The 26,406-nt window shown below is 39.0% G+C and carries 23 protein-coding genes; 21 read left to right on the forward strand and 2 right to left on the reverse strand.

Annotated features, from left to right (window positions below; all coding sequences use genetic code 11):
• Nucleotides 1-228: 228 nt before the first annotated feature.
• The 5 genes from metG (at nucleotide 229) to IV73_RS06180 (ending at nucleotide 6,997) form a co-directional block, all read left to right on the forward strand.
• Nucleotides 229-2,265, forward strand: a complete 2,037-nt coding sequence (gene metG / locus IV73_RS06160) for a methionine--tRNA ligase (RefSeq protein WP_057756404.1) — start codon at nucleotides 229-231, stop codon at nucleotides 2,263-2,265.
• A 985-nt stretch (nucleotides 2,266-3,250) separates the two neighbouring features.
• Complete coding sequence (locus IV73_RS06165) at nucleotides 3,251-4,063, forward strand: TatD family hydrolase (RefSeq protein ID WP_057756407.1); 813 nt, start codon at nucleotides 3,251-3,253, stop codon at nucleotides 4,061-4,063.
• Complete coding sequence (gene rnmV, locus IV73_RS06170) at nucleotides 4,053-4,610, forward strand: ribonuclease M5 (protein ID WP_057756410.1); 558 nt, start codon at nucleotides 4,053-4,055, stop codon at nucleotides 4,608-4,610. The genes IV73_RS06165 and rnmV overlap by 11 nt, the downstream gene beginning before the upstream one ends.
• 11 nt (nucleotides 4,611-4,621) lie before the next feature.
• Nucleotides 4,622-5,509, forward strand: coding sequence for a 16S rRNA (adenine(1518)-N(6)/adenine(1519)-N(6))-dimethyltransferase RsmA (gene rsmA, locus IV73_RS06175; protein ID WP_057756413.1), 888 nt, complete (start codon nucleotides 4,622-4,624; stop codon nucleotides 5,507-5,509).
• 102 nt (nucleotides 5,510-5,611) lie between these two features.
• Nucleotides 5,612-6,997: a hemolysin family protein gene (locus IV73_RS06180; protein WP_057756416.1), complete on the forward strand. Its 1,386-nt coding sequence runs from the start codon at nucleotides 5,612-5,614 to the stop codon at nucleotides 6,995-6,997.
• 115 nt (nucleotides 6,998-7,112) lie between these two features.
• Here the strand turns inward: IV73_RS06180 and IV73_RS06185 are convergent, their stop codons facing one another.
• Nucleotides 7,113-7,343: a Veg family protein gene (locus IV73_RS06185; protein ID WP_057756419.1), complete on the reverse strand. Its 231-nt coding sequence runs from the start codon at nucleotides 7,341-7,343 to the stop codon at nucleotides 7,113-7,115.
• Nucleotides 7,344-7,595: 252 nt separating this feature from the next.
• Here IV73_RS06185 and IV73_RS06190 point away from each other — a divergent pair, with 252 nt between their 5' ends.
• From IV73_RS06190 to IV73_RS06230, 9 genes are all read left to right on the forward strand, one after another.
• Nucleotides 7,596-8,081, forward strand: a complete 486-nt coding sequence (locus IV73_RS06190; protein WP_083485570.1) for a deoxycytidylate deaminase — start codon at nucleotides 7,596-7,598, stop codon at nucleotides 8,079-8,081.
• A 13-nt stretch (nucleotides 8,082-8,094) separates the two neighbouring features.
• Entirely contained in the window at nucleotides 8,095-9,051 is a 957-nt protein-coding gene (locus tag IV73_RS06195) for a thymidylate synthase (protein ID WP_057756422.1), read from the forward strand.
• Nucleotides 9,052-9,164: 113 nt separating this feature from the next.
• Nucleotides 9,165-10,472: an LCP family glycopolymer transferase gene (locus tag IV73_RS06200; RefSeq protein ID WP_057756425.1), complete on the forward strand. Its 1,308-nt coding sequence runs from the start codon at nucleotides 9,165-9,167 to the stop codon at nucleotides 10,470-10,472.
• A 225-nt stretch (nucleotides 10,473-10,697) separates the two neighbouring features.
• Nucleotides 10,698-11,330: a DUF1700 domain-containing protein gene (locus tag IV73_RS06205; RefSeq protein WP_057756428.1), complete on the forward strand. Its 633-nt coding sequence runs from the start codon at nucleotides 10,698-10,700 to the stop codon at nucleotides 11,328-11,330.
• Entirely contained in the window at nucleotides 11,323-12,330 is a 1,008-nt protein-coding gene (locus tag IV73_RS06210) for a DUF4097 family beta strand repeat-containing protein (protein WP_057756431.1), read from the forward strand. Before IV73_RS06205 ends, IV73_RS06210 begins: the two co-directional genes overlap by 8 nt.
• Nucleotides 12,331-12,381: 51 nt before the next feature.
• A complete protein-coding gene (locus IV73_RS06215) occupies nucleotides 12,382-13,236 on the forward strand; it encodes an undecaprenyl-diphosphate phosphatase (protein WP_057756434.1) in 855 nt (284 codons plus the stop codon).
• A 137-nt stretch (nucleotides 13,237-13,373) separates the two neighbouring features.
• On the forward strand, nucleotides 13,374-14,297 hold the full coding sequence (locus IV73_RS06220; protein ID WP_057756439.1) for a YihY/virulence factor BrkB family protein: 924 nt from the start codon (nucleotides 13,374-13,376) through the stop codon (nucleotides 14,295-14,297).
• A 152-nt stretch (nucleotides 14,298-14,449) separates the two neighbouring features.
• A complete protein-coding gene (locus IV73_RS06225; RefSeq protein ID WP_057756442.1) occupies nucleotides 14,450-14,674 on the forward strand; it encodes a hypothetical protein in 225 nt (74 codons plus the stop codon).
• A complete protein-coding gene (locus tag IV73_RS06230; protein WP_057756445.1) occupies nucleotides 14,674-14,952 on the forward strand; it encodes a hypothetical protein in 279 nt (92 codons plus the stop codon). The genes IV73_RS06225 and IV73_RS06230 overlap by 1 nt, the downstream gene beginning before the upstream one ends.
• Before the next feature lie 110 nt (nucleotides 14,953-15,062).
• Here IV73_RS06230 and IV73_RS06235 read toward each other — a convergent pair whose 3' ends face one another.
• Complete coding sequence (locus IV73_RS06235) at nucleotides 15,063-16,202, reverse strand: PucR family transcriptional regulator (RefSeq protein WP_057756448.1); 1,140 nt, start codon at nucleotides 16,200-16,202, stop codon at nucleotides 15,063-15,065.
• A 433-nt stretch (nucleotides 16,203-16,635) separates the two neighbouring features.
• Between IV73_RS06235 and arcA the strand changes: the two genes are divergently transcribed.
• The 7 genes from arcA to IV73_RS06270 form a co-directional block, all read left to right on the forward strand.
• On the forward strand, nucleotides 16,636-17,877 hold the full coding sequence (gene arcA / locus IV73_RS06240; RefSeq protein WP_057756452.1) for an arginine deiminase: 1,242 nt from the start codon (nucleotides 16,636-16,638) through the stop codon (nucleotides 17,875-17,877).
• Nucleotides 17,878-18,010: 133 nt separating this feature from the next.
• The gene (argF, locus tag IV73_RS06245; protein ID WP_057756455.1) at nucleotides 18,011-19,057 is read left to right on the forward strand and encodes an ornithine carbamoyltransferase; all 1,047 of its coding nucleotides are present in this window, start codon (nucleotides 18,011-18,013) and stop codon (nucleotides 19,055-19,057) included.
• Between the two features lie 11 nt (nucleotides 19,058-19,068).
• The gene (locus tag IV73_RS06250) at nucleotides 19,069-20,514 is read left to right on the forward strand and encodes a basic amino acid/polyamine antiporter (protein WP_057756458.1); all 1,446 of its coding nucleotides are present in this window, start codon (nucleotides 19,069-19,071) and stop codon (nucleotides 20,512-20,514) included.
• Nucleotides 20,515-20,549: 35 nt separating this feature from the next.
• Nucleotides 20,550-21,491: a carbamate kinase gene (gene arcC, locus IV73_RS06255; protein WP_057756461.1), complete on the forward strand. Its 942-nt coding sequence runs from the start codon at nucleotides 20,550-20,552 to the stop codon at nucleotides 21,489-21,491.
• Nucleotides 21,492-21,681: 190 nt separating this feature from the next.
• The gene (locus IV73_RS06260) at nucleotides 21,682-22,833 is read left to right on the forward strand and encodes a polysaccharide pyruvyl transferase family protein (RefSeq protein ID WP_057756464.1); all 1,152 of its coding nucleotides are present in this window, start codon (nucleotides 21,682-21,684) and stop codon (nucleotides 22,831-22,833) included.
• A gap of 233 nt (nucleotides 22,834-23,066) precedes the next feature.
• The gene (locus IV73_RS06265; protein ID WP_057756467.1) at nucleotides 23,067-25,151 is read left to right on the forward strand and encodes a hypothetical protein; all 2,085 of its coding nucleotides are present in this window, start codon (nucleotides 23,067-23,069) and stop codon (nucleotides 25,149-25,151) included.
• Nucleotides 25,152-25,321: 170 nt separating this feature from the next.
• The coding region (locus IV73_RS06270) for a peptidoglycan recognition protein family protein (protein WP_057756468.1) at nucleotides 25,322-26,406 on the forward strand (1,085 nt) is incomplete at its 3' end.

Below are 26,406 nucleotides of genomic sequence, written 5' to 3' on the forward strand. Positions count from 1 at the left end.
TGGAGGATCGCTTCCTGCGAGGATAGGAAGTCGCGATGCAAAGTAAAGGCTCATCAGTAATGATGAGCCTTTTTTATATTAAAGAACAATAATCTGTAAATTGGTTTTTGGTAGATATAACTGTCTTGATTCTGATATAATTGAGAGAACGGATTAAATTAGTAAAACAGATAATAACACTAAACCTCGCACGACTCATTTGTGGTAGCGAAAGAAAGTAGGAATGAAATGAAGCAAGAAAAAAAGACATTTTATATAACAACACCAATTTATTATCCATCAGGTAAACTACACATTGGTAATACATATACGACTGTATTGGCTGATGCCGCTACGCGGTATCACCGACTATTGGATGAAGACGTCTACTATTTAACGGGAACTGACGAGCATGGATTAAAGATTGAACAAAAAGCTGAAGGCCTGGGTATTACCCCACAAGCTTATGTTGATAAAATGGCCGCTGAGATTAAAGATCTTTGGCGTAAAATGGACATATCAAATGATGGGTTCATTCGTACGACGGATGCACAACATGAGCAAGCTGTCACAAAGATTTTCAACCAGTTATTAGAACAAGGGGACATTTATAAGGGTGAGTATGAGGGTTGGTATTCTGTAGATGATGAAGAGTATTTTACAGAAGCTCAATTAGCAGAAGTTTACCGAGATGAAAACGATAATGTGACTGGTGGGAAGGCACCTTCAGGACACGAAGTTGAATTGGTCAAAGAAGAATCATACTTCTTTGCGATGTCAAAATATGCGGATTGGTTGTTAGACTATTATGAAAAGCATCCTGATTTCATTCAGCCAGCCAGCCGTATGAACGAAATGATCAATAACTTCATTAAGCCCGGATTGGAAGACTTGGCGGTGACTCGGACTTCATTTAAATGGGGAATTCCCGTTGAGTCTGATCCGAAGCATGTTATTTATGTTTGGATTGATGCTTTATCGAATTATATTACTGCATTGGGGTACGGATCTGATGATGACAGTAAATTCAAGAAGTTCTGGCCAGCCAATGTACAGTTGTTAGGAAAAGAAATTGTACGTTTCCACACGATTTACTGGCCAATTATGTTGCACGCTTTAGGGCTTGAATTACCAGAGCAAATTATTGGTCATGGTTGGTTAACGATGAAAGATGGTAAGATGTCTAAATCAAAGGGAAATGTGGTTTATCCCGATGTTTTGGCCGACCGTTATGGAGTCGATGCGGTTCGTTATTATCTTTTGCGAGCTATGCCATTTGGAAATGATGGAATTTTCACGCCTGAAGATTTCGTGGCAAAAGTTAATTTTGATTTAGCTAATGATTTGGGGAACTTGTTAAATCGCACGGTGGCGATGATTAATAAGTATGAAGATGGTATCATTCCAGCCTTACAAACAGGGGCAACGGCTTTTGACCAAGATTTGGTGGACGTGGCCAAGCAAACGATTGATGATTACAATCAAAATATGCAAACCTTACATGTATCAGATGCTTTAGATGCCGTCTGGAAGTTGATTTCGCGTTCAAACAAATATATTGATGAGACCGAGCCTTGGGTCCTAGCTAAAGATCCAGCGCAAAAGGCTGTGTTATCTTCAGTGATGGCTCACTTGGCAGCTTCATTGCGAGTGATTGCTATTTTGTTGCAACCAGTCTTGACACATACGCCGGCTGAAATTTTTAAGCAACTTGGGTTAGAAGAAAGTGATTTAAAGATTATTAATCTCGAATTTTCAGATTTGCTAGCTGGTGGTTCAGTAGTGGCGAAGGGTACACCTATTTTCCCACGAATTGATGTTGAAGCTGAAGTTGCCTATATTCGTGATTCTATGATGGGTGGCGGTAAAGAGACAGCTAGTGTTAAAAAAGCGAAAGCACAAGCTAATCAAACGGAGAAAGAGGCAAAGGCAATGGATGATGAATCAACAACTGATATGATTGAATTTGATGATTTTGAAAAGGTACTTTTGAAAGTTGCTAAGATTAAAGAAGTTTCTGAAATTGAAAAGTCAAAGAAGCTTTTGATGTTTAAACTTGATGATGGATCAGCTGAAGGGCGGACAATTTTGTCGGGGATTAAGCAGTGGTATCCTGATTATACAAAATTGGTTGGTAAAAAAGTGGCGTACGTTGCCAACTTGAAGCCTCGGACGATGATGAAGAAATATGTTTCAGAAGGAATGCTTTTGTCAGCTGAAAAAGATGGTAACGTTATATTAGCTATTTTGCCTGATGAAGTCGAAGTTGGATCAACTTTGGGATAAAATTAAGTCCTTTTATCTTTTTTTAAGGTTAGTACGTTAATATAATCATTGTTGAAAGGCCAGAGAGCTGGACAACGAACATATTCATATACTTACTCCTTAAAATAAAAAAGCTCGTGCTAAATAGCATGAGTTTTTTTATTTATTAAATTGCTTTGACTTAACGGTTGAAACATTTAAATATGTAAGTGAAAATGTGACCAATTCTGCTGTATCATGGGTTGATTAAATCACTTGAATGGCTAAAAGCATTCAAAAATTTACCAAAAGGTCGAGAAATTGAATTGGGCTTGGCATTTGAGTCAGAGGCACCTTGGAAGCCATTGGAAAGTCTCACCAGCATAATCCAGGTTCTTATATATAAAGTGTTATTTATGCATTAATATCATGCAAAATAGTAAGCGATTTTAGTTATTTTGATCAATTTTAAATCTTTCAAGTAACAGCTAATGATGAATATTTGTTTTTTTAGAAATTATCCGGTTGTTTGTCAGAAGCGTTATTAATGATTTTATGTGGAAGTGTTGATGAATTTAAGGTTCATTTAGCGTAATGTTAACCTCGTTTTAAGGTAAGTTCGGTATTATTAAAAATGTTGAAAGGTAACCTCTCGACATCATATTCATAATATCTACTTCTTAAAACATAATAAAACCCCGTGCCTAACCACCATGGGGTTTTATTATGTTGAGCTGAGATAAATTCAAAAAAGATGGATTTTAAGCTTACTTTATCTTTGAATTAAAGTCTATTTAAGGTCGATGCGATATGATTATTTGTGTTGAAAGGTAACCCCCTTTTAACAACCATATTCATATACCTACTCCTTAAAATAATTTAACCCTATGTCTAACCAGCATAGGGTTTTATTATTTTATTTGTGTATGTGGCAGCAAACTAGAAACTAAGTAAACATTAAGGAGAACCCCTTAATTTAAGGATAAATTTGTTATAATGGTAAGAAAGATGATTTAAGGAGATAGTAATGGCGATTTATGATCCAACGAAGCGTCCAGTGGATGCTTATGATACGCACACGCATTTAAATGAAGATATTTTTTGGGGCGACCCGGCAGCATATTGGGCGCGTGCGCGTGAATATCGCATTATGGAAATGAATGTGGTTGGCTTTGATGCCAAGGGAAATACTCGCGCAATCGAATTGGCTGATCAGTTTGAAGGAATGAAAGCCATTATTGGTTTTCAACCAGAAGATGTTGAACAATTAACTGTAGAACAAGTGAAGATATTAGAAGCGCAGCTTGCGCATCCAGAAGTGGTTGGGGTTGGTGAAACTGGACTGGACTACTATTGGGATGAAAACCCTGATGCAGCGGTTCAAAAGAAAGCCTTTCAGACACAACTCGCCCTCGCTAAAAACATGCACAAACCTGTGACCGTTCATGCACGCGATGCTTTTGATGATATTTATACAGAATTAAAACAAAGCGGCGTTCAAGAATTTGGTGGTGTTATGCATTCATTTACCGGTAATGCCGAAGAAGTGAAGCGTTTTTTGGATTTGGGATTATATATTTCATTTTCCGGAATTGCGACATTTAATAATGCTGATGATATCCGAGACGCAGCTAAGCACACACCATTAGATCGGATTTTGGTGGAAACGGATGCCCCTTATTTGGCACCGGTGCCCATGCGGGGGAAGCCTAATGAACCTATGTATGTCCACCACACCATTGCTAGTTTAGCGGAAACTTTGGGGATGGAATATAATGAGTTGGCTCAAGTGACTACTGAAAACGCGCACCGGTTATGGAAAACCCCTCATGCAAATTAATGAAGTAATTGTGGTCGAAGGTAAGGCAGATACGGCTAAAATAAAACAAGCGGTGACGGCTGATCTGATTGAAACAAATGGATCAGCGTTAAATTTAGCGACTCAGGGCGCGATTGTGCGTGCCGCCCAAACACGAGGGATTATTATTTTTACTGATCCAGATTATAATGGTGAGCGGTTGCGGAAGATAATCACCACGCTTGTCCCTGACGCAAAGCATGCTTTTTTAACTAAAGATGCGGCGGGCGCTAAGATTAAGCACCATAGTTTGGGGATTGAGTATGCTAACATTGAAACGATTCAAAGCGTTTTGCAAGCGGTGAGTGATGAAAAAAAGTCAATTGTGCATTCAGATATCCAGCGGTCTGATTTATTATCCTGGGGGTTGATTAATGGTCCAAAATCAGCAAAACTGCGGACCCAATTGGCCGAAGCGTTGAATTTAGGGTATGTGAATGGGAAACAGTTATTAAAGCGCCTGCAGATGTTTGGTATTCAAAAAGGGACCGTTGAGCAAATGCTAACCACTTTAGAAGTAGATGAATAGGTAGGGAAAAGATGGATTATCCAGATATTGCGACCCCATTACGGACGCAGGCCATAATGAATCAATATGGCATTAATACAAAAAAATCACTTGGTCAGAACTTTTTAACTGATTTAAATATTTTAAAGCAGATTGTTCAGGCGGGGAATGTTCAGGCGAGTGATAATGTAATTGAGATTGGGCCTGGAATTGGGGCTTTAACGGAACAATTAGCTCGGGCGGCCAAAGAAGTGGTGGCCTATGAAATTGATGATCGGTTGATTGAAGTTTTGGCGGGAACGCTGGCTCCATATAAAAATATTAAAGTTATTAATCAAGATATTTTGAAGGTTGATTTGAAAACAGCAGTGACCACCGAATTTAGTGATTCCACGGCGCCTTTGAAGTTGATCGCCAATTTACCCTACTATATTACGACTCCGATTTTAATGCAGGTTTTAGAGACGGGGATGCCATTTGAAGCGATTGTCGTCATGATGCAAAAAGAAGTTGCTAATCGGTTGGCTGCCAAGCCGGGAACTAAGGAGTATGGTTCATTGTCTTTGGCCGTTCAATATAGGATGCAAGCGCATGTGGCATTTAATGTTGATCGCACATCATTTATTCCAAATCCAAACGTCGATTCAGCGATTGTTGTTCTGGAACCACGAGAACCATTGGAAGTCTTGCCGAAAAATGAACGTCAATTGTTCGAGCTATTTAAAATTGGCTTTGCGATGCGGCGGAAAACTTTATGGAATAACTTAACCACGGCCTTTGGTAAAACTGGCACAATGCAGACAAAGTTATTGAATGCATTGGAACTGGTTCAAATTGATCCTAAAATTCGGGCTGAAAAGCTCACCTTAGAGCAGTTTATTGCCTTACACAATGCCTTATCAGATGAAGGGGTTTACTAATCAAATTAAATGGTCGATAATGGCTTGTGTTAAAGATTTTATTTCAGTATAATAAGCGTTACTTGAAAAAAGTATATAACAAGAAAAGAGGTACTATTTCCTATGGATTCTGCGTCCATTATCTATAATATAATTGCAATCGTTGTTATTTTGTTGTTGGCGGTTTTGTTTACCCTTACTGAGTATTCACTGGTCAAGGTGCGTCCAAGTGCCCTGAAGGCTATGATGGAAGTTGATGAGACTAAGCATAGTCGTAACTTAGAAGGTGCTTTACATATGACAGAGCACTTGACGGAATATCTTTCAACGGCGCAAGTGGGGATCACTTTAACCAGTTTGATTTTAGGGTGGATTGGAGAGTCATTTATTGCAGCTTTGATTCTTTCTACTCATATTTTGCCAGCTAGCATGGCGCAACCAATTGCTTCGGTGTCAGCGATTTTGATTTTTACATTTATTCACGCAGTTTTTACGGATTTGGTACCAAAAAACATTGCGATTGATCAACCAGTCCGCACATTATTAATGATTGTTCGGCCAGTGCGTTTTTTCCACGTGGTTTTGTTTCCTTTGATTTTCTTGTTCGATCGAACAGCGGCAGAGGTAACTAAGTTGCTTGGCTTTAGTACGCACCCGGATGAAGATATTTATTCTCAAAATGAGATCATATCATTATCTGAAGATGCTGCGCAGGCAGGAGAACTTGACCAAGAAGATGTCGCCTTGATGAAACGGGCCTTTGAAATGAACGATAAAGAGGCCGCTGATATCATGATTGATCGAACTCAGTTGTCGGTGATTGATGTTACAGCTACTATTGGAGATGCGGTTTCCATGTATTTGGAAGATAAGTTTTCACGACTACCTGTGGTTGCCAATAATGATAAGGATAAAATACTTGGTTATGTATTTAGTTATGATTTAGTACGGCAAATGCGGATTAATCCTAATGCTTCTGTGCGTATTGTTTTGCGTAATATTCCGAATGTTTCTGAAACACAAGGAATTCAAGACATCTTGCAAGAAATGATTACGCATCGTGCACCGATTGTGGTGGTTAAGGATGAATATGGCGGAACGTCTGGAATTGTTACAGACAAAGACGTTTACGAAGAATTATTTGGATCGGTACGTGATGAAATTGACGACGTTTCAGATGATTTGATTGAAAAAATTGGATCTGACGATGAAGGTCGGATGCATTACAAAGTTAATGGTAAGTTGACTTTGTTTGACTTTGAGCGTTACTTTAAGGTTGATATTAAAGCCTTTAGTGATTCTGAGATGGTAACGTTGACAGGGTTTATTTTGGATAGTAACCAAGAAATTACAGTGGGAACTGAAGTATCAGTTTCACGCTTTAAGATTATTCCGCTTGACTATAAGGATGCTTATATTAATGACTTTGAAGTGATTGAATTAACGTATGAAGATTTAATGGAAGCCCAAGATGAAAAGTTAGACCAATCGCAATTGATGATTAAATAATAAAGCCTCACGTTGTGCTTGAGCAACGGGGGCTTTTTTTGTTGGAAAAAGAAAAAACCACAACGGTTAATCTAACCATTGTGGTATCAATCATTCATTTAATTTGCTATAATGACTAAAAATTTAGTTCAATATTATTGGTCAAAATATCGGTATAGCTAAATGATGCGCGATCAAATTGATCCCCATCTTGTTTTAAATCGAGGACAAAGACGGAGCGGAATGTCTCACGGATGACTGCTTCATGCTCGATATTACGGTGACGGCTTTCATGGGTTGTCAAAGTGACAGCGTCTCCAATATGAGCGTCGAGCTTATCTTTAATTTCAGCTAATGCGGTTGGCATATGAACACTTCCTTTCGTTACGAAACGCGTTCGTAGTAACAATCAAATCAAGGACGCAAGTCACAATGATCGATTGTGTAACGACAATAAATACCAACTAATATTATACAATGATTCACAAATATTTGCAAGTGCCTTTTAATGGGATTTACCCGCTAAAAATTAAAAATTTGCAATAAAATTCATAAATTTTAACCCTATTAAATGGAGTAATCATTTGCTATGATGGAAAAACGAAAAGGGGACTTGGTGATGGCACGGGTAAAGCGAATTGAATGGGATAAATATTTTATGATGCAAGCGGTGATGCTAGCAGCGCGCAGTACTTGCGATCGGCGGCATGTCGGCGCTGTTCTAGTCAAAGATGGACGCTTAATCGCTAGCGGATATAATGGCGCTGTTAGTGGTACGCCACATTGTGATGAAGTAGGGCATTACCTAGTAGACGGGCATTGTCTTCGGGCGGTGCATGCCGAACAAAATGCACTGTTACAATTAGCCAAAAATGGAGGCACTTCGGATGGTGCCGAAATTTATGTAACGGATTATCCATGTCTACATTGCACAAAATTTTTGTTGCAAGCTGGAGTGAAGAAAATTAATTATTTAAGAAGCTACCGGGAAGAACCATTAGCTGCGGAATTATTAGCGCAAAAAACCGTTGAAAGTGTTCGGATTAATTTAGCTTTAGACGATTTAAAAGCATTTAATTTTGCTGATTATCTTAATGCAGAATAAGGGAGCCTGAAATATGAGTAAGAATGAACAAACCTATCTTGATTTTATGCAAGACGTTTTAGAAAATGGTACTTATAAAGCTGATCGAACGGGGACAGGAACTTATTCTGTTTTTGGGCGACAGATGCGTTATGATCTGAGGGAAGGGTTCCCGCTATTAACAACGAAAAAAGTTGCTTTTGGCTTGATTAAAAGTGAACTATTATGGTTTTTGAAGGGTGATACCAATATTCGCTATTTGCTTGAACATAATAATCATATCTGGGACGAGTGGGCGTTTGAGCGTTGGATAAAATCAGACCAATATACTGGTCCAGATATGACGGATTTTGGGCATCGAGTTCAGACGGATTTGAATTTCAAAGTGCAATATGATGAAGAACATCAAAAATTTTGTGACCGTATTTTAAATGATGATCAATTTGCGGCTGAATTTGGCGAATTAGGGCAAGTTTATGGCGCACAATGGCGTCGCTGGGAAAAGGTCCAGGGTGGTTTCATTGATCAAATTCAAGACGTAATTGAGGCCATTAAAACGAATCCGACTTCACGCCGCTTGATTGTTTCAGCTTGGAATCCCGAAGCGGTTCCCTCGCAAGCTTTACCACCATGTCATACACTTTTCCAATTTTATGTGGTGGATGGGCGCTTAAGTTTGCAACTATATCAACGATCTGGTGATATTTTCTTAGGCGTGCCATTTAACATTGCTTCATATGCGCTACTATTACATATGGTAGCTGCGCAAACTGGTTTTGCCGTAGGTGAATTTATTCATACGTTTGGGGATGCTCATATTTATGCTAATCATCTTGAACAAGTTAAGAAGCAATTAACGCGTGCAATGCAGCCTTTACCACAATTATACTTGAATCCAAACGTTGATAGTATTTTTGATTATGAGATGGATGATATTAAAGTCGAAGGCTATAATCCGGCCCCAGGAATTAAAGCACCGGTTGCAGTCTAAGTTAAAAAGTATAAAATGGTAAGATATATAATATTTTGTTTATGATGACGACCATTATATTTTAATTTTGTAATCAAAAGGGGCTTCTCTGCCCAAATCAAAGGAGAATAGTTATGGATAATGATCCACAAAATTCGACGCAATCGGAATATAGTCGAATTTCGCGTAATAACATGTATTCGAAAAAGAAAAGTCAATCGAAACTAAGAGTATTTCGGATTGTTTTAGTGGTAATTGCTTTCCTAGGAGTCATTTTAGGGATTACGACTGCGAATACTTATCAGCGCATTCATGAAGCAGTTAATAAGACTTTTAAAAGCTCTGGTTTGAAAAAATCACGAAATACTTCGGAGATTTTAACGCAAGGTAAGCCGTTTACAGTCTTATTGATGGGAACTGACACTGGAGAATTGGGTCGCGAAGATGCTGGTCGCACGGATTCCCTTATGTTAATGACAGTTAATCCTAAGAAAAAGACCACCACATTAGTTTCGATTCCACGCGATACGGTGATTGCGCCAGTTGGGTTTGAAGCAAAGTTCCCGCAGAAAATGAATTCTGCGTATGAATTTGGTAAAGAGGCAACCACGATTAAGACAGTTCAGCAGTGGTTAAATGTTCCAATTGATTTCTATGGAATGGTCAATATGCATGGGATGGAAGATGTGGTCAATGAAGTTGGTGGAATTGAAGTTGAATCACCACTAACTTTCAAATACAATCCGTTAACAGCGCATGCAGATTCAGGTTATGACTATGGCTTTGCGGATCCTGGTGATTTGTATAGCTTTACGAAGGGTTCAACACGGGTTGGCTTTAATAAGGGCGCCACAGATGGTAAATATACGTATTCAAATAAGATGAATGGTGAAGCAGCCTTGGCTTTCTCACGGATGCGTTATGATGATCCTCAAGGTGATTATGGTCGGACTGCCCGGCAACGTTTGGTATTACAAGGAATTATGCAAAAGGCAAAGTCCAATCCCACGAAGCTAGTTAACCAAAGCTTCTTGGATACGATTTCTAAAAATGCGCTTACTGATTTAACATATGACGATATGATGTTAATCGTACAAAAGTATATTTCAGCAGCATCTAATATTAAAAATGATCATCTACAAGGTGGTGGTTATATGATTGGTGGCACTTCTTATGAGCACGTGACGCAATCCGAGAAGCAGCGTATTACGAATATATTGCGGTCGTCATTAGGATTGAAGAAGGATAAGACTGGTCCGCTTTACGCGGGAAAGGTCTCAAATGCTAAATTGTCCTTGTATCAGTTACCAACGGAAGCTGAAGAGACAACCGGTAGCAACTTAGATAATGCTGGTACGGCCACTACAGCGAATCGTACGACTGGAGCGACTTATAGTGAAGCCGCTCCAGCCGCTGAAGCACTTGATGGTTACGGACAATAATTAAAGATTTAAGAAAAGCTGGCTGGTTGGCATTGTTCACGCGGTCAGTTTTTTTAATTGGGTAAATTTTGGTTTATTTGATAATCATGAACGAGAGGCTTTAATAATTGTAAAATTTTGTGTATTATATAGAGAATAGTATTAAATAAAAATGCAGTGAGGATTATTCATTAAAGATAAAATATTCTAACGGTGCATAAGTGCTTGGAATAAGAGGGGTTAACAATGGAAAGTAATATTTACTTTTCGCAGTTGGAAGGACATTTATCAAATTTACCAGCTGAGAAACGCAATGAAATTATTCAAGATTATCGAAATTATGCGGCAGACCATACGCTAAGTGGTGAAGCGTTAATTAAAGCTTTAGGTACACCGCGACAATTAGCACAAAAAGCCATGATCGAATATTCCATTGATGTTGATACGATTGATGAAAATGCGGTGCCAAGTCGCGACGAAAGCTTATTTAAATATCGAATGCGCCGGATTCAACGCCAATTTAGTTTACTCGGTCTGATTATTGGATCAATGGCTTCTAATGTTGCCTGGTATCCGACCATGTTTCTAATTTTTTTGGCATTATTTGTCTTGATTGTGATTGTTGTTTTAGCCGATATTGCGTTAATAATTATGTTATTATTAGGGATTTATCAAATTATAGCGGGCATTGCGATTTTGGGCCATCATGCTGCGGTGGGCGATTTCCAAGGTGGAATTGGTGTGATTTTAATTGGAATTCAATTTATCGCATGGCCGATTATGGGCGTGATGATGCGTGGCTTAATGGGTTGGTTGATGCAGTATACGAAGTCAGTTGGCTTACGGTATGCTAAAATTACGGAGGTACAAAATGGGTAAAGCATTACGTTCAATTGTGATTGGCTTTCTCATTGTTGCGGTTGGTTTGAGTATGGTTTTGGTCGGCTCTTGGCAGGGGGGCGGATCGGAGGTGCTCTGGCATCATGGCCGTTTTTGGGTGCCACAAAGCAAACAAATTCAGGCAAATTATCCTAATATCAAGAGCTTAGACATTCAGGGCGATAATTTAGATATTACGGTTAAAAGTAATCCCGAACTGAAAAAAGGGATGCAGGTGACTGGGCATGTTACGAATGCGACGGGCCTATCAATGCAAACTAATCAGCAAAAACTGACCTTAAGCTATCATGACGCGGTTAATAAGATGCCTAGTTTTTCGGATACGATTAACGTTAACGAACAAGTGGTGATTCAAGTGCCAGCTAATACTAAATTACAAGATGTGAAGCTGAAGACCACAAGTGGTGATTTAACGCTCAAGCAAGTGCAAATTTTTAAATTGAAAACTAGAAACAATTTTGGTCAAACGCGCTTGCAACAGACAGAAGGCCAGCAAATTACATTAGCAAGCCAAGTGGGATTGCTAAATTTGGATCGTAGCCAGGCTAAACATTTGAAGTTAGATAGTGTGTCTGGTTTGTTGCAGGTGCACGGGGTGAAACTTGAACAAACGCAAATGCATGTGGTGCAAGCAGATGTCAATGTTGATCATAGTCAGTTGGGCCAAACATCATTGAACATTGGAAGTGGGAATACAAATTGGAAGTATGTCTCGGCGCAAGAGTTGTTAGCGCAAACGGGTGAAGGAAATTACCAACTTGATCAAGTGCAATTGTACGGTACGAATGTCATAACGACGAATCGTGGAAATATTACAACCGCAAAGTTGCAGACCAAAGGCTATCGCTTGGAAGTACAAAATACTGGTATTAATATGTGGCATGGTCAAAAGAAACCACATTCATTTATGAAAAATAATCATGTTGATGATCAAGTCGTTTTGGCGACGTATGATGGAAATATCACGGTAAATCAATAAAATCTATTTTTGTAGTATACTGATAAGTATTAAATTTAAAAGAGGGAAAATATGATTGAAATTATTAAAGCCATAGTTATTGGAATTGTAGAAGGATTAACGGAATTCTTGCCTGTTTCATCAACCGGACATATCATCATTGCTGAATCATTGATGGGTATCCCCGGCGGTAAGGTTTGGACAAAATCCTTTATGAATGTTTTTGATTATGTCATCCAATTGGGAGCGATTATGGCGGTGATTCAACTGTATTTCCATAAGTTGAATCCATTTTCTCCTAGTAAAACGCGTTTTGAACAAAAGCAGACTTGGAGCTTGTGGATGAAGGTTATTGTCGCCTGCATCCCAGCGGCAGTGATTGGTTTGCTCCTTAACGATTACATGGACCAGCACTTTATGACGACTACGGTGGTTGCGGGTGCTTTGATGTTTTATGGAATTCTATTTATCTTATTGGAAAATTATAATGCGCGCGGAGATGTGCAACCTTGGATGACCGATTTAAATAAGATGTCATATAAGCTGGCCTTGGCAATCGGTTTGATTCAAGTCTTATCAATTGTGCCAGGAACTTCACGCTCTGGGGCCACGATTTTGGGGGCAATGTTCTTAGGTGTTTCACGGGTTGCCGCTGCAGAATTTTCATTCTTCTTAAGTATTCCGGTCATGGTGGGAGTTTCAATTCTTAAATTAGGAAGTTTCTTCGCGAAGGGTGGTACTTTTACCGGCATGCAAGGCTTGGTGTTAATTCTAAGCTTTTTGATTTCATGGTTGGTAGCCTTCTTTGCGATTAAGTTTATGATGGATTACATTAAAAATAATAATTTCAAGGCTTTTGGGTGGTACCGAATCGTTCTTGGAATTGTGGTCGTAATTTTGGGAGTGTTTGGCGTTTTGCATATGTAAGCGTCAATGTAAGCTTGGGTCGTTGGATCTAAGCTTTTTCTTTAGGGTTCAAGGTTGAAATGCGACCTTTGATACCTTAAAATTAAGGCATTACAATCCTCGCAGCAGATATGGATTAGAAATTTTAGGGGAAAGCAATGAAAAAAAATTTTAAGAAATTAATCAATAACCCATATTTTAAAATTTCACTTGAAACCTTTAATCGGGCAGATTTATCGATGGATACGGCAGCAATCGCTTATTATAGTTTATTATCGCTATTTCCCTCGATCATTATATTGGCGACAATTTTACCACTCTTTGGCTTAACAACCCAAAATGTAATGCATTTTTTGGATTTAAATGTACCGACGACGATTACGAATGTTTTATTTCCAATGATTAAGTCAATTTTGCAGCATCCTGGTGTAGGGACAGTTTCAATTACGATTTTGTTCGCATTGTGGTCCCTTTCCAAGGTCGTAGCGAGTATTCGGAAAGCACAAAATACGATTTATGATATTGAGGTCAAACAAAATACGCTATTAGGGCGCGCCATTTCATTAATTTGGATGATCTTTTTAATTGGTTGCATGGGTACCTTAGTAATCATCGCTTCAATTGGTAACAACTTATTAGAGACTTTACCTTTGCCGGCGGAGATTGTTAAAGACATTGATCTAATTAAAAGTGCGGCGGTTCCGACTGGTCTGTTTATTGGCTTAACGCTTTTTAACTTCGTCATACCAGCTATCAAACCCCGGTTTAAGTGGGTTTTAGTTGGTTCACTAGTGCAAGTTGGGGGGATGTTATTATTGGCAAAGGGCTTTGGATTGTATATTAACTTTGCTGGGCGTTCATACTCGTTTTATCAGGCGGTAGGTTCGGTCATTATCTTGATGTTGTGGCTGAATTTAATTGCGACGATTGTTTTATTTGGGACAATGGTGACATCAGTCTTAAATCAAATTTGGCCTAGTAAGAGTCGCTGGTTATATAAAATTAACCAGACGTTAAATCGTACGGAGTATCAAGAAAAACAAAGTAAGGCGCCGGAGTTAGATGAAGAAATCAAGTCTTGATGGTCTGGTGATAAATTGAATTATCGGCTTTTGAGCCGTTAAAAGGCAGTCAACAGAAATGTTGGCTTTTTTTGAGCACAAAAATCAAAGGGAAACGTTATTAATAGTACCGGGAGCAAAAAGCAGCTGCAAAAAAGAAGGAGAATTTAATTATGGCAATTCAGACGACGATGCATACGAAGAAGGCGGCAATTATTAATCAAACGCATGATGGCAAAAAAATTACGCGGACGTTTATGATTAGTCCAGATACTCATGAAAATGAAGTAGAAGGCTTAGCACGCTTATTACTTGAGTTAGGGTTGGAAAATACTACCCATGAAATTCGCTTAATTGATACTAAAGCGCATAAAATGAATCAAAAGGAGAATCAATAATGGTGGAACGGAATCCGAAATATTTACCTAAGGATGAATTGCAGTTAGATTTATTATTTGAATTGAAGCCTGCTAGTAATACTGAAACGGGAAAATTAGTGATTATTCGCTTAACCCAAGTCCAAGATCATTTATCACCGGATGTGATTCGGCGGGTGATGGATACGATGTTAAAGATGAAATGGTTAGTTGATAGTAAAGGAAATCGACGCCTGCCGTTTGAAACGCGAGCGGTACATGCGCGTTATGCACGTCGTAAATATGAATTATTATTTTAAAAATAAGTGGTTAAGTATTTTTAATTGAAACAAAATAAATAAGTCGCCGGAAAATTTTCCGGCGACTTTTGTTTAAATATACATAAATCGGTTGTGTATTGTATGAATGTTTATACATTATGGGCATCCGCTTCTAAAAGCTTATCAGCCATTTCCAGTGCGGAAGTGAGTCCATAGGTAAAGTATTTTAGTAAAGCAATATAAACTAGCACCCGTTGGTCGAACGCTTGGAGATCCATATTTAATAACTTGCTGAGGGATTCGATCCGAAAGGTGAGGGTATTGCGATGAATATGCAAGTCATCGGCAGTAGGTTTGATGTGCCCATCGTTTTTCAAAAGGTACCAAAAAGTATGAATTAATTCATGGTGCTCATAATTGCGATCTAATTGGGCCAAGGTTTCGACTAAGTTGTTGACATCAATTTGGGCGTCAATTAGGGGTAACAAGGCTTCAAACTCATTAAAATCATGAATTTGATTATTGGTACATTGCTCTGGATCCAGCCATTCCAAGAGCAGAATGGTTTCGACAGCTTCATGATAGGCTGCGGAAAAGTCGCGTCGTTTGGTGGAGACGCCAATGTGCATAGTGTCGTCTTTCCAAGAATTAATATATTCTAACGCGGTATTGGATGAAAATACTAATACCAAAACGTTATCTTTCAATAGCAGGGAACGGCCATTGATGCGGTTACGTAAATTATAGAGCGGATGCTTTTTCTTAATTGGTTGCGAGGCATAAATAACAGCCACATATATAGGGTTTTCAATATTTAGGTTAAAGTGTTCGGCCTCTTCTTTGAGGGAAGGGCGCGGATTTTTACTGGTAAGCAGCAATTCACGAACGAAGATATCAGATCGTTCACGATCGGTTAAAGGCATATTAGAGTCGAACTTGTAGTTGCTATTTAAATACATATTAACGATGGTTAAAATAAGTTGATTAGCTCCTTTCACTTGTTCAGTAGGACCAAAGATTAAGAGATAGCCAATTAAAAGTTCTTCTTGAAAAAGCGTGTTAATGCATGTGGTGTTGCCGTCTAAGTCAGAGGTTTCAACCCATTTTGAGGTGCTCTGGTTGACATGTTTTATCAGAGCTTGAATGCTCTGGGTTGAGAGCCGTCCTGAAGCTGAATTGTAATTGGTGGCAAGAATATTACCATTGGGATCAAGAATGGTTAAGTTTAATGCATTATGATAGAAGTTTTGGTTGAGTAATGCTTGGGCTTCTTTTTTTGAAATTCCCATGATGCGAGCCTACTTTCTTAAAATCAGATTGAATAATTGTGTATTTGCATAATTATTTAAAAACATGTATTAATAAAGCATTTGTGGAAAACTAAATTGTAATAAATGAATATTTATTACTTTTAGTTGAAAGATATTCTTAAATGTTGCGTAATTGGCGTGTGGTCAAGCTATCGACGGAAAAAATTGCCAAAAAGATAACACAGACTGAAGATACCTTTCATTATAAGGCCAAAAAAGTCAGCTTTTCAACGCAAAAATTATTACCAAAAAATTTTTAAAATTTCATTGGGCAAATGAACAATCATCATTGTTATTATGACCCTATTCTAAAGCGATGTAAACGCTTTATTATAGACAGCGTAAGGAAGTTAAGAACTTCCAAACTACACACAACACATTTTAAGATTATATATTACAAAGGAGCACGATCATGACTGAAAAAGCTATTCAAGTCAATTCAGAAATTGGTAAGTTGAAGTCAGTTTTGTTGAAGCGTCCTGGTGCTGAAATTGAAAACATCACACCTGACACGATGGAACGGTTGTTGTTTGATGATATTCCATTTTTGGAAATTGCACAAAAAGAGCACGATTACTTCGCTAATGTTTTGAAGGAAAACGGATCTGAAGTTTTGTACATTGAAGATTTAGCGGCTGAGACCCTTTCAATGTCACCAGAAATTCGCGAAAACTTTTTGGAAACATATTTGACCGAAGAAGGGTACGCCATGGGAGCTACACATGACGCTTTGAAGGAGTACTTGATGAGTATGTCAGTTAAGGACATGGTTACAAAGTTGTACGCCGGAGTTCGTCGCAATGAGCTTACAATCAAGACTGCCTCATTGCACGATTTAGCTGGAAGCGATGCCGCAAATCCATTCTTCTTGGATCCATTGCCAAATGCTTACTTCACACGGGATCCACAAGCATCAATGGGTAGTGGAATGACGATTAACCATATGACATTCAAAGCTCGTCGTCCTGAGTCACTCTTTACTGAATACATCATGAAGTATCATACCCGCTTTGCTGGTAAGGTTGATATCTGGCGTGACCGGAATCACGATACTCGCATTGAAGGTGGAGACGAATTGATCTTGAATGACCACGTTATGGCCATTGGGGTTTCACAGCGGACTTCATCACGTTCAATCGAAGGATTGGCTAAAGAGTTCTTCTCAAATCCAAATAGTCACTTCGATACTGTAGTTGCCGTTGAGATTCCTCATAACCACGCGATGATGCACTTGGATACGGTCTTCACGATGGTTAACTACAATCAATTTACTGTCTTCCCAGGTATCATGGACGCTGAAGGTTCAATGAATATTTACATCTTGACCCCTGGTAAGGATGGTGAAGTCCACATGGAGCACCGTACTAACTTGGAGCAAGTTTTGAAGGATGTTTTGAAGGTTTCAGAACTTGATTTGATCCAAACTGGAAATGGTGACCCAATTGTTGCTCCTCGTGAGCAATGGAATGATGGTTCAAATACTTTGACCATCGCCCCTGGTGAAGTTGTTACTTACAACCGTAATTACGTATCAAACCAAATGTTGCGTGAGCACGGTATCTTAGTACACGAGGTTATTTCAAGTGAGTTGTCACGTGGTCGTGGTGGTCCTCGTTGCATGAGCCAACCATTGTGGCGTGAGAATTTGAACTAATTTAGTTCATTAAAATCGAATAGCATCGTAAGTTAAAGCCAGATCATTGAAATTCGGATATCCACTTGTATCCCAAACGATGGTCTGGATTTGACTTTACAGACCTTTAAAAATTTTAGGAGAATAATAGATTATGACTGAAGCAAAAGTAAACTCAGTATTGCAAGGACGCTCATTGTTAGCTGAAAAAGATTTCACACCCGCTGAAATTCAATATTTCGTTGATTTTGGATTGCATTTGAAGGCTTTGAAGCAACAACACATCCCACACCATTATCTTGAAGGTAAGAATATTGCCTTATTGTTCGCTAAGTCATCAACGCGGACACGTTCAGCCTTTACTACCGCAGCTATCGACTTGGGTGCTCACCCAGAGTACTTGGGAGCCAACGATATCCAACTTGGTAAGAAGGAATCTGTTGAAGATACTGCAATCGTTTTGGGAAGTATGTTTGATGGGATTGAATATCGTGGATTCAAGCAAGAAGATGTTGAAGGATTAGCTAAGTATTCAGGTGTTCCAGTTTGGAACGGTTTGACTGACGAATGGCACCCAACTCAAATGATTGCCGACTTCATGACTGTAAAGGAAAACTTTGGTCACTTGAAGGGCTTGACTTTGACTTACGTTGGAGATGGGCGCAACAACATGGCTAATTCATTGTTGGTTACTGGATCAATGCTTGGGGTAAATATTCATATCGTTGCTCCTAAGGAATTGCACCCAGCGCAAGAAGTAGTTGACTTTGCCAACAGCTTTGCTAAGGAGAGTGGTGCTAAGCCTATGGTTACTGACGACATCGCTGCTGGTGTTAAGGGTTCAAATGTTATTTATACCGATGTTTGGGTCTCAATGGGTGAGACTAACTGGGAAGAGCGCGTCAACTTGTTGAAGCCTTACCAAGTTAACATGGATATGTTGAAGATGACTGGAACACCTGATGATCAATTGATCTTCATGCACTGCTTGCCAGCCTTCCACGATACTGAAACTGAGTATGGTCAAGATGTTAAGGCTAAGTATGGTATCACTGAAATGGAAGTTACTGATGAAGTCTTCCGTAGTAAGTATGCTCGTCAATTTGATGAAGCTGAAAACCGGATGCACTCAATTAAGGCAATTATGGCTGCCACTTTGGGAAATCTCTTTATCCCTGAAGTGCCAGCATTAGAAGACTAAGGGGTTAGACCATGGACAACGCAAAGCAGAATAACGGAATTTCATTATTTGCACTGATTGCGATGGTTATTACAAGTGCGATTGGTGCAGGAATCTTTGACTTACCAACCACTTTGGCGCGTGCAGCGACTCCTGGAGTTACCCTCTTAACGTGGGGAATTACTGGAGTTGGAATCATGGCGCTGGCCTTATCACTGAAGAATTTGGTGCTCTTTAAACCGGAGCTAGAAGGGGTTTCGGATTATGCCCGTGCCGGCTTTGGTGACTATGTAGGTTTCGTTTCTGGTTGGGGTTATTGGTTATCAGCGTGGCTAGGAAATATTGCCTTTGCTACGATGATGATGTCGGCGGTAGGATATTTTTTCCCATCCTTTGAATCTGGAAATAGTTGGCAAGCTGTGTTGGTGGCATCATTGCTTTCATGGTTCTTGACTTGGTTTGTGGCTCGTGGTGTGGAATCAGCGGCTGCGATTAATGCCGTCGTCACCGTCTGTAAGTTGGTACCGTTAGCAGCATTTGCGTTGATGGCAGCAATTAGTTTTAAATTTGACGTATTTACAGCTCATTTTTGGAGTAATTTTATCGTCAATACAGCCGGACAAGTTAATTTTTCAGGCTTAACTTTTACCGGACCTGGTAGTTTCATGGAACAAATGAAGGGCTGCTTGATGGCGATGATGTGGGTCTTCGTTGGTATTGAAGGGGCTGCCATGTTGGCTAGCCGTGCCAAGAAAAAGTCTGATGCTGGTAAGGCTACTGTAATCGGATTGATTTCATTGTTAGTCATTTATGTGTTCTTAACGATGTTACCATACGGTTATTTACCACAATCAGAATTAGTTAAGATGAAGAGCCCTGCTATCTTGTACCTTTTCCAATCAATGACTGGAACCTTGGGCGGTGCGTTCATCGCTTTAGGAATGATTATCACCATTTTTGGAGCTTGGATTAGCTGGACAATCTTGCCCTCTGAGGCAACAAGTTTGATGACTAAGCAACAAATTTTGCCATCATGGTTTGGAGTGATGAATAAAAATAATGCCCCAGCCAATTCATTGTGGCTAACGCAAGGATTTATTCAAATTTTCTTGATTTCAATTTTGTTTACTGATCAAGCTTATACATTTGCCTACTCATTATGTACTTCAGCGATTATTGTATGTTACTTCTTGGTCGGTGCTTACCAAATGAAGTTAGGAATGCAAGAGAAGAAGGCTGGTTGGGTTGTTGAAGGTTTGGTTGCCTTAGCCTTTCAATTGATGGCCATTTTGTTAGCAGGATTAACGTATCTCTGGTTAACAACGGTCTTGTATGCCATTGGTTTGATCTTCTACTTCCGCGCTCGTAAGGAGTATGGTTATGAAGTTTCTAATCATGAAAAGATTGCATCAGTCGTCTTAACTCTAGTCGCAATTGGGGCTATTATTGCCTTGGCAACCGGATTTATCACAATTTAAGGTTAATAAGATATAACATCAAATGAGGAGAATGAATAATGAAGCGAATCGTAGTAGCGCTCGGCGGCAATGCCATTTTAACTGATGATCCATCTGCTAAAGGGCAAGAACTGGCTTTGGAAGCCACAGCACATCAATTAGTTAAATTCGTTAAGAATGGGTATCAAATTATTATTACCCACGGAAATGGTCCACAAGTTGGAAACCTTTTGTTACAACAAGAGGCTGGTTCAAGTGAAAAGAACCCATCAATGCCATTAGACACAGTTGGGGCAATGACCCAAGGTGAAATTGGTTTGTGGCTTTCAAACGCTTTGAATAAAGAGTTAAAAAAGGCTGGCTTAGGTGATAAGCATGTGGCAACAATGTTGACACGGACGCAAGTCGACGCCAATGATGCCGCTTATCAAAACCCTTCAAAGCCTATTGGACCTTTCTATTCAGCTGACGAAGTTGAAGCAGTCAAGGCGGCTAATCCGACTTGGACTATGGTTGAAGATGCAGGCCGGGGCTTCCGACGTGTTGTAGCTTCACCAAAGCCAATTAATATCGTTGAGAGCGATTCGATTTCAACCTTAGTTGACGCCGGCACCGTTTTGGTAGCCGGTGGTGGCGGTGGTGTTCCTGTCATTGAAAAAGACGGGGCCTACGTTGGTAGTGAAGCCGTGATTGATAAGGACTTTACTTCTGAAAAGCTCGCTGAATTAGTTCACGCGGATCAATTGATTATTTTGACAGCTGTTGATAATATTGCCATTAACTTTGGTCAGCCTGATGAAAAGAAACTCTCTGAAGTCACGGTTTCTGAAATGGAAGCTTACATGGCTGACAATCAATTTGCGAAGGGTTCAATGTTGCCTAAAGTTATCGCAGCGATGGACTTCGTTAAGGCGACTGGAAATGAAGCCGTTGTGACTGGTTTAGATAATGTTGAAGCTTTGATGAACGAGAATGCGGGAACGCATATTGTAAAGTAAAATTTTTCAAATCTCCATTTGAAATAAGATTCAGATACAAGGATTTAACTGATTTAAGTTAGATCCTTTTTTGGTTTTGCTAGCACAACTGAAAAGTGTTAAGTTAAGAATGATTATGTAAAAATGATAAAAAAATGGTAAAATTATGAAAGATAATATGGAAAATAAATTGAAAGAAGGTGACTATTAAATGAATAAGGTATATTTAATTTCAACGGCTGGGTATCCGAATTATGGAGATGAACAAATTGTGCGTACTTGGCTAAAATTCTTTAGCAAAAATCGATCGAATGTTGAATTGACGTTGGACGTTCCGTTCCCAGCACGAGCTCAATTTTTGTTTGGGGATGAGTTTACAAACGTTAAATTCGTCGACACGGTCTGGAATGCTATCTATAAGGCGGACCATGATGGCGCTGATTTAGAGCACCCAGAAGCTGTAATTGCTGCTTTATCCGGAGGTGACCCACGGAATCAGGCTGGAATTGACTATTTGTTGGGGTCTGATTCAATTCATTTATTGGGTGGCGGTTATTTTGATGTGACTTCTGAAACGTTTAAAAAAACCTATCTCTTTTTTCCATTATTGAAGTTTGTGAAAGAACAAAATCCTAAAATTAAGCTTTTGGCTACTGGGCTTGGTTTGACACCTATAACGCCCGAATATCAAGCGAGTCTCGCCCAAAAATATATTCCTTTGTTTGATTATTTTGGGGTGCGTGACGCGCGCAGTGCTGAAATTACAGGAGCGACTTTGGAGCTAGACGATGTCTTTATGGCCAAAAAATTGGACGCGATCCAACTCGATGAAAATCCGGCCCATCCGGATATTTTGTTAGCCATTCAACCGTTTGTTGATGATGAACATCGTGATGCCTTTTTAAATGAATTGATCGCTTATTTGCAGACTGAAGAAAATGCAAAGAAGCGCATTGGGGTGCTGGAAGCGATGATTGAACAAGATAATTGGCTGTTTTTCAGCGATTATTTTGATCAATATCCAGAAATTAAAGCGCGAATGACTTTCTTTGGCTTCTGGGATTTGTGGCAAAAAGGATTGCCATATAAAGAAGACCAGGTTTGGATAAGCACACGGTATCACTTCCACGTGATTGGATCGCTACTGGGAATTAAAGGAACGGCTGTATTAGTAGGCGGTGATTATTATGAAAATAAACATCATTCTTTGAATGAATTAGGAACCGGTTGGCAAATCTTGGATCCATTGGATGAGAATACAACGATTCAGCCGGGTATTAATAGTTGGAAGCTGATGGGAATTCGACAAAATGCTAAGAATAAAATCCGCATGGCTAAAAATGACCTTTATCCTAAGAAATAAGATTTAAGAAAGTTTGCCAGTGAAAAAGTATGACGGCATGTCCAGCATGGTCATGCTTTTTTAATATCTTTTTTTGGTTAATTGACAGGATCAAAATGGAAGCGGAAGGACTGTTAGAAGTCTTTAAGAATATATAATATAACCATGGTTGGCCGTAAAAAAATTGCAAATAATGATATACTGCCTAAAGAGTGCCAAAGAGGCTTTAAAATTTAATATATAGGATAGGATCTATGAAAAAAAGTGTTAGTTTTTTTAATGCCATGTTTTTAGGCTTTGGAATCGTCATTAGTTTGCTGATATTAGCTAGTGCGCTTTTTAGTCAGCCTTTTAATGTTGCGCCCAATGAAACGCCTTTGCTAATGGATGCGTTTTACCGGTTGGGGGCGACGATGATTGCGGTATTGGCTTTACTATTTAGTATTCGGAAGCTAAGGCAGTTGAATAAAAATAAATTATTATTTATTATTTTAGGAATTTTATTGGTACAGGCTTTGTTTATTTTCAAATTTCAGCGACCAGTTAGCACCGATACCGGTTATGTTTTTGATCAAGCGGAACAATTAGCCAATGGAAATTTTCATTGGCTAAAGTATTTTCAAATATACCCCAATAATGTCATGATTTCATTGTTTTGGGCATTGATTTATAAGGCCTTTAATTTACTGGGGATAACTAATCATTATTTAGGGGCAGTAGTAGTTCAAACGCTTTTATATGACCTTAGTCTGGGATTTGCGGTTCAACAGAGTCATAAAATTCCAAAATTTAATACGAAGTGGTTTTTAGTATTGGGGCTAGCTTATTTCCCGATGTGGCTTTTTAATCTTTTCATCTATAATGATATTGTAGGTGTGGCCGTAATTTATATTACGTTAGGCCTATGGATTAAATTTATTTATGCCCCAAGTGCCGCCCAGCGCTGGTGGGCGTTAGCGGGGGCTAGCTTATGTTTGGCAATTGGCATGCTTGTACGGCAAAATTTGTTAATTATTGGGATTGCGCTAATTTTAGCTTTAGTTTTCACAGTGAAACAGCCTTGGTTTAAAAAGCTGGGGATGTTGAGTTTAATTTTGGTTGTCTTTGGGGCGGTCAATGTGGCGGGCCAGGCGGTTGAACATCAGACTAATTTCAAGACGACAGAACAAATAAAAATGCCCACGGTTTCGTGGATTAATATGGGATTAAATCCAGGTACTTCCGGTGAAACGAATGTCGAGGATACCTGGGGATGGTATGGTTTGAAAGAACCTAAGCGGACGGAAGAATTAAAAAATTCGATTCAATTCCGGCTTGATTTTATGTCTAAGCGCGCTTTATTAGGTCATTTTTGGCATAAGATCCGCTATACTTTTGCGCGTGGTTTAACATTAATGGATTTCTCAAATGTAATTAGTGTGCAGAAGAATTTGAATATTATATCAGCTAGTTATGTGATGGCTCAATTGACGCAACCAATTTATAGCGCGCTGATTATTTTAGCGTTAATTGCGCTATGGCAAGCCTTTAAAATCCGCGATGAACGGAAATCAATTATTATTTTTAGTGCTTTGTCGATTGTGGGAGTCTTTTTGTTCCATGTTTTACTATGGGAAACGCGTGATCGATACGGGATTGTAATTTGGCCCTTCTTATTTATGTTATCTGGATTTGTGGATGTTGAAGGTAAGTCGTTTGCCTGGAAAAATCAACCGAAAATCCTATTGAGTTTGGGTGCCATTGGTATGATACTGCTCATGTTCGGGGCCATTACTAATCGGCCAATTCTAGGGGAACGACAGATTATTAATCAGCCAACTTTGTCACATACGTATGAAGATTATACTTTTTCACGCCCGATTAAATTAAAGGCGAATTCGGAGTATGAGTTTAAGTTTAAGGTGTACAATTTCTCAAATCGTTTAAACGCAAAAATTCGGGATGCTGCTTTGACACCTGAAGAGGCGGATAAGGTGCATATTAAAATTTATGCAAAAAAGAAGCTGGTGGCTGATTTGCCAGTCCAATCTACGAATCGTTATCCAGTGAAATTACATCCGGGTACTTATAAGATGCAAGTTGTTAATCAGAATCAACATGATATTGTTGATTCACGGATGTTTATTTATACAACCAAGAAGATAGCTTGGCCAGATGATGCGAAAGTGAAACGGAATCAAAAGCTTGATAATAGTATTGAACCAACCTTTACATTAGAACACCAAGCGAAGCAGACGCTGGTTGATGATCCGAAGTATTGTCTGATTTTTGGAGTGTATATGATTCTAGGGACAATTAATTTGTATCTAATTGGACGGTCATGGCAACGACGGTCTTAGAGTAAAATCAATCATGATAAAAGTCATATCTAATGAATTAGGTGTGGCTTTTTAAATAGCTAAGATTTTGAATAATATGTGAAAATTACGTAGTCTATCTGGAATTATGCTATGATAATTATGAATTGTTAAGACTAATGTATGGCTACATAGATATTAGGAGTTAAGGGATGAATAAGGGAAAATTAATTGGAGTTGTAGGGCTGACATTGGGGCTAGGCTTAATCACTAATCAACAAGCAATTAGCGCTAATCGAGTCAATGATTATATTTCCGCTCAAAAGTATAAAAAATTACCAACGCAAAATAAGGTAAACAGTTGGTTGAATCACCCGAATTGGTTGGGCGTTGACATGCAGTATCGACATGGTAAGCCAGAAGGGGTCGTCGTGCATGAGACGGCTAACCCAAGTGATAAATATAGTGATAATGCAATTTGGAATGAAATTAACTATATGTTAAACCATGCCGATAGCGCCTTTGTTCATTCATTTGTTGATGCTAATAATGTGGTGGCGATTGCAGATCCGAGTTATAAATCATGGGGATCTGGGGCTGAAGGAAACCGACGTTTTATTCAAACAGAACAAACTGAAGTTAATAGTAAGGATGCATTTGCGCGCGAAATTTGGAATTTGGCTAATTTACAGGCGGATTATTTACACCAATTTGGACTAAAGCCAGAGTTAGGTAAAACAGTATGGAGCCATGCAATGGTTTCACGCAGTTTAGGTGGCACAGATCATACTGATCCGGATGGTTATTGGGCAAATAACGCCAGCCAATTCTTTGGCTCAACGTATACGATGAATGATTATGAACAATTATTAGAAAAAGTTTATGATAGTCAATATAGTGCTAAGTACCATGTGGGCCAACGTGTTCAAGTTTTAAACACGGCGATCTATGAAACCAACGGAAATTCAATTGTGAATCGGCGTGGAAAAATTGGAACGGTTAAAAAGGTGACACATCATGATTATAGTAATTCGCATTTTGAATATGTCATTGATTTTGGTAATGGGGTAACAAACCAACATATTGCTGAACAGGATATAACCGATAAAATTACTTATCATGCGAAGTATCATGTCGGGCAAAAGGTCCAATTGTTAGATAGTGCTAGTTATGAAACCAATGGTAATTCGATTGTTGATCGACGCGGTAAAACCGGTATTATCAAAAAAGTCACCCGCAAAGACTACAGTAATTCACACTTTGAATACTACGTGGCCTGGGATGATGGTACTCAAGC

The organism is Weissella kandleri (genome assembly GCF_001438705.1).
GTDB classification, from domain to species: domain Bacteria; phylum Bacillota; class Bacilli; order Lactobacillales; family Lactobacillaceae; genus Weissella; species Weissella kandleri.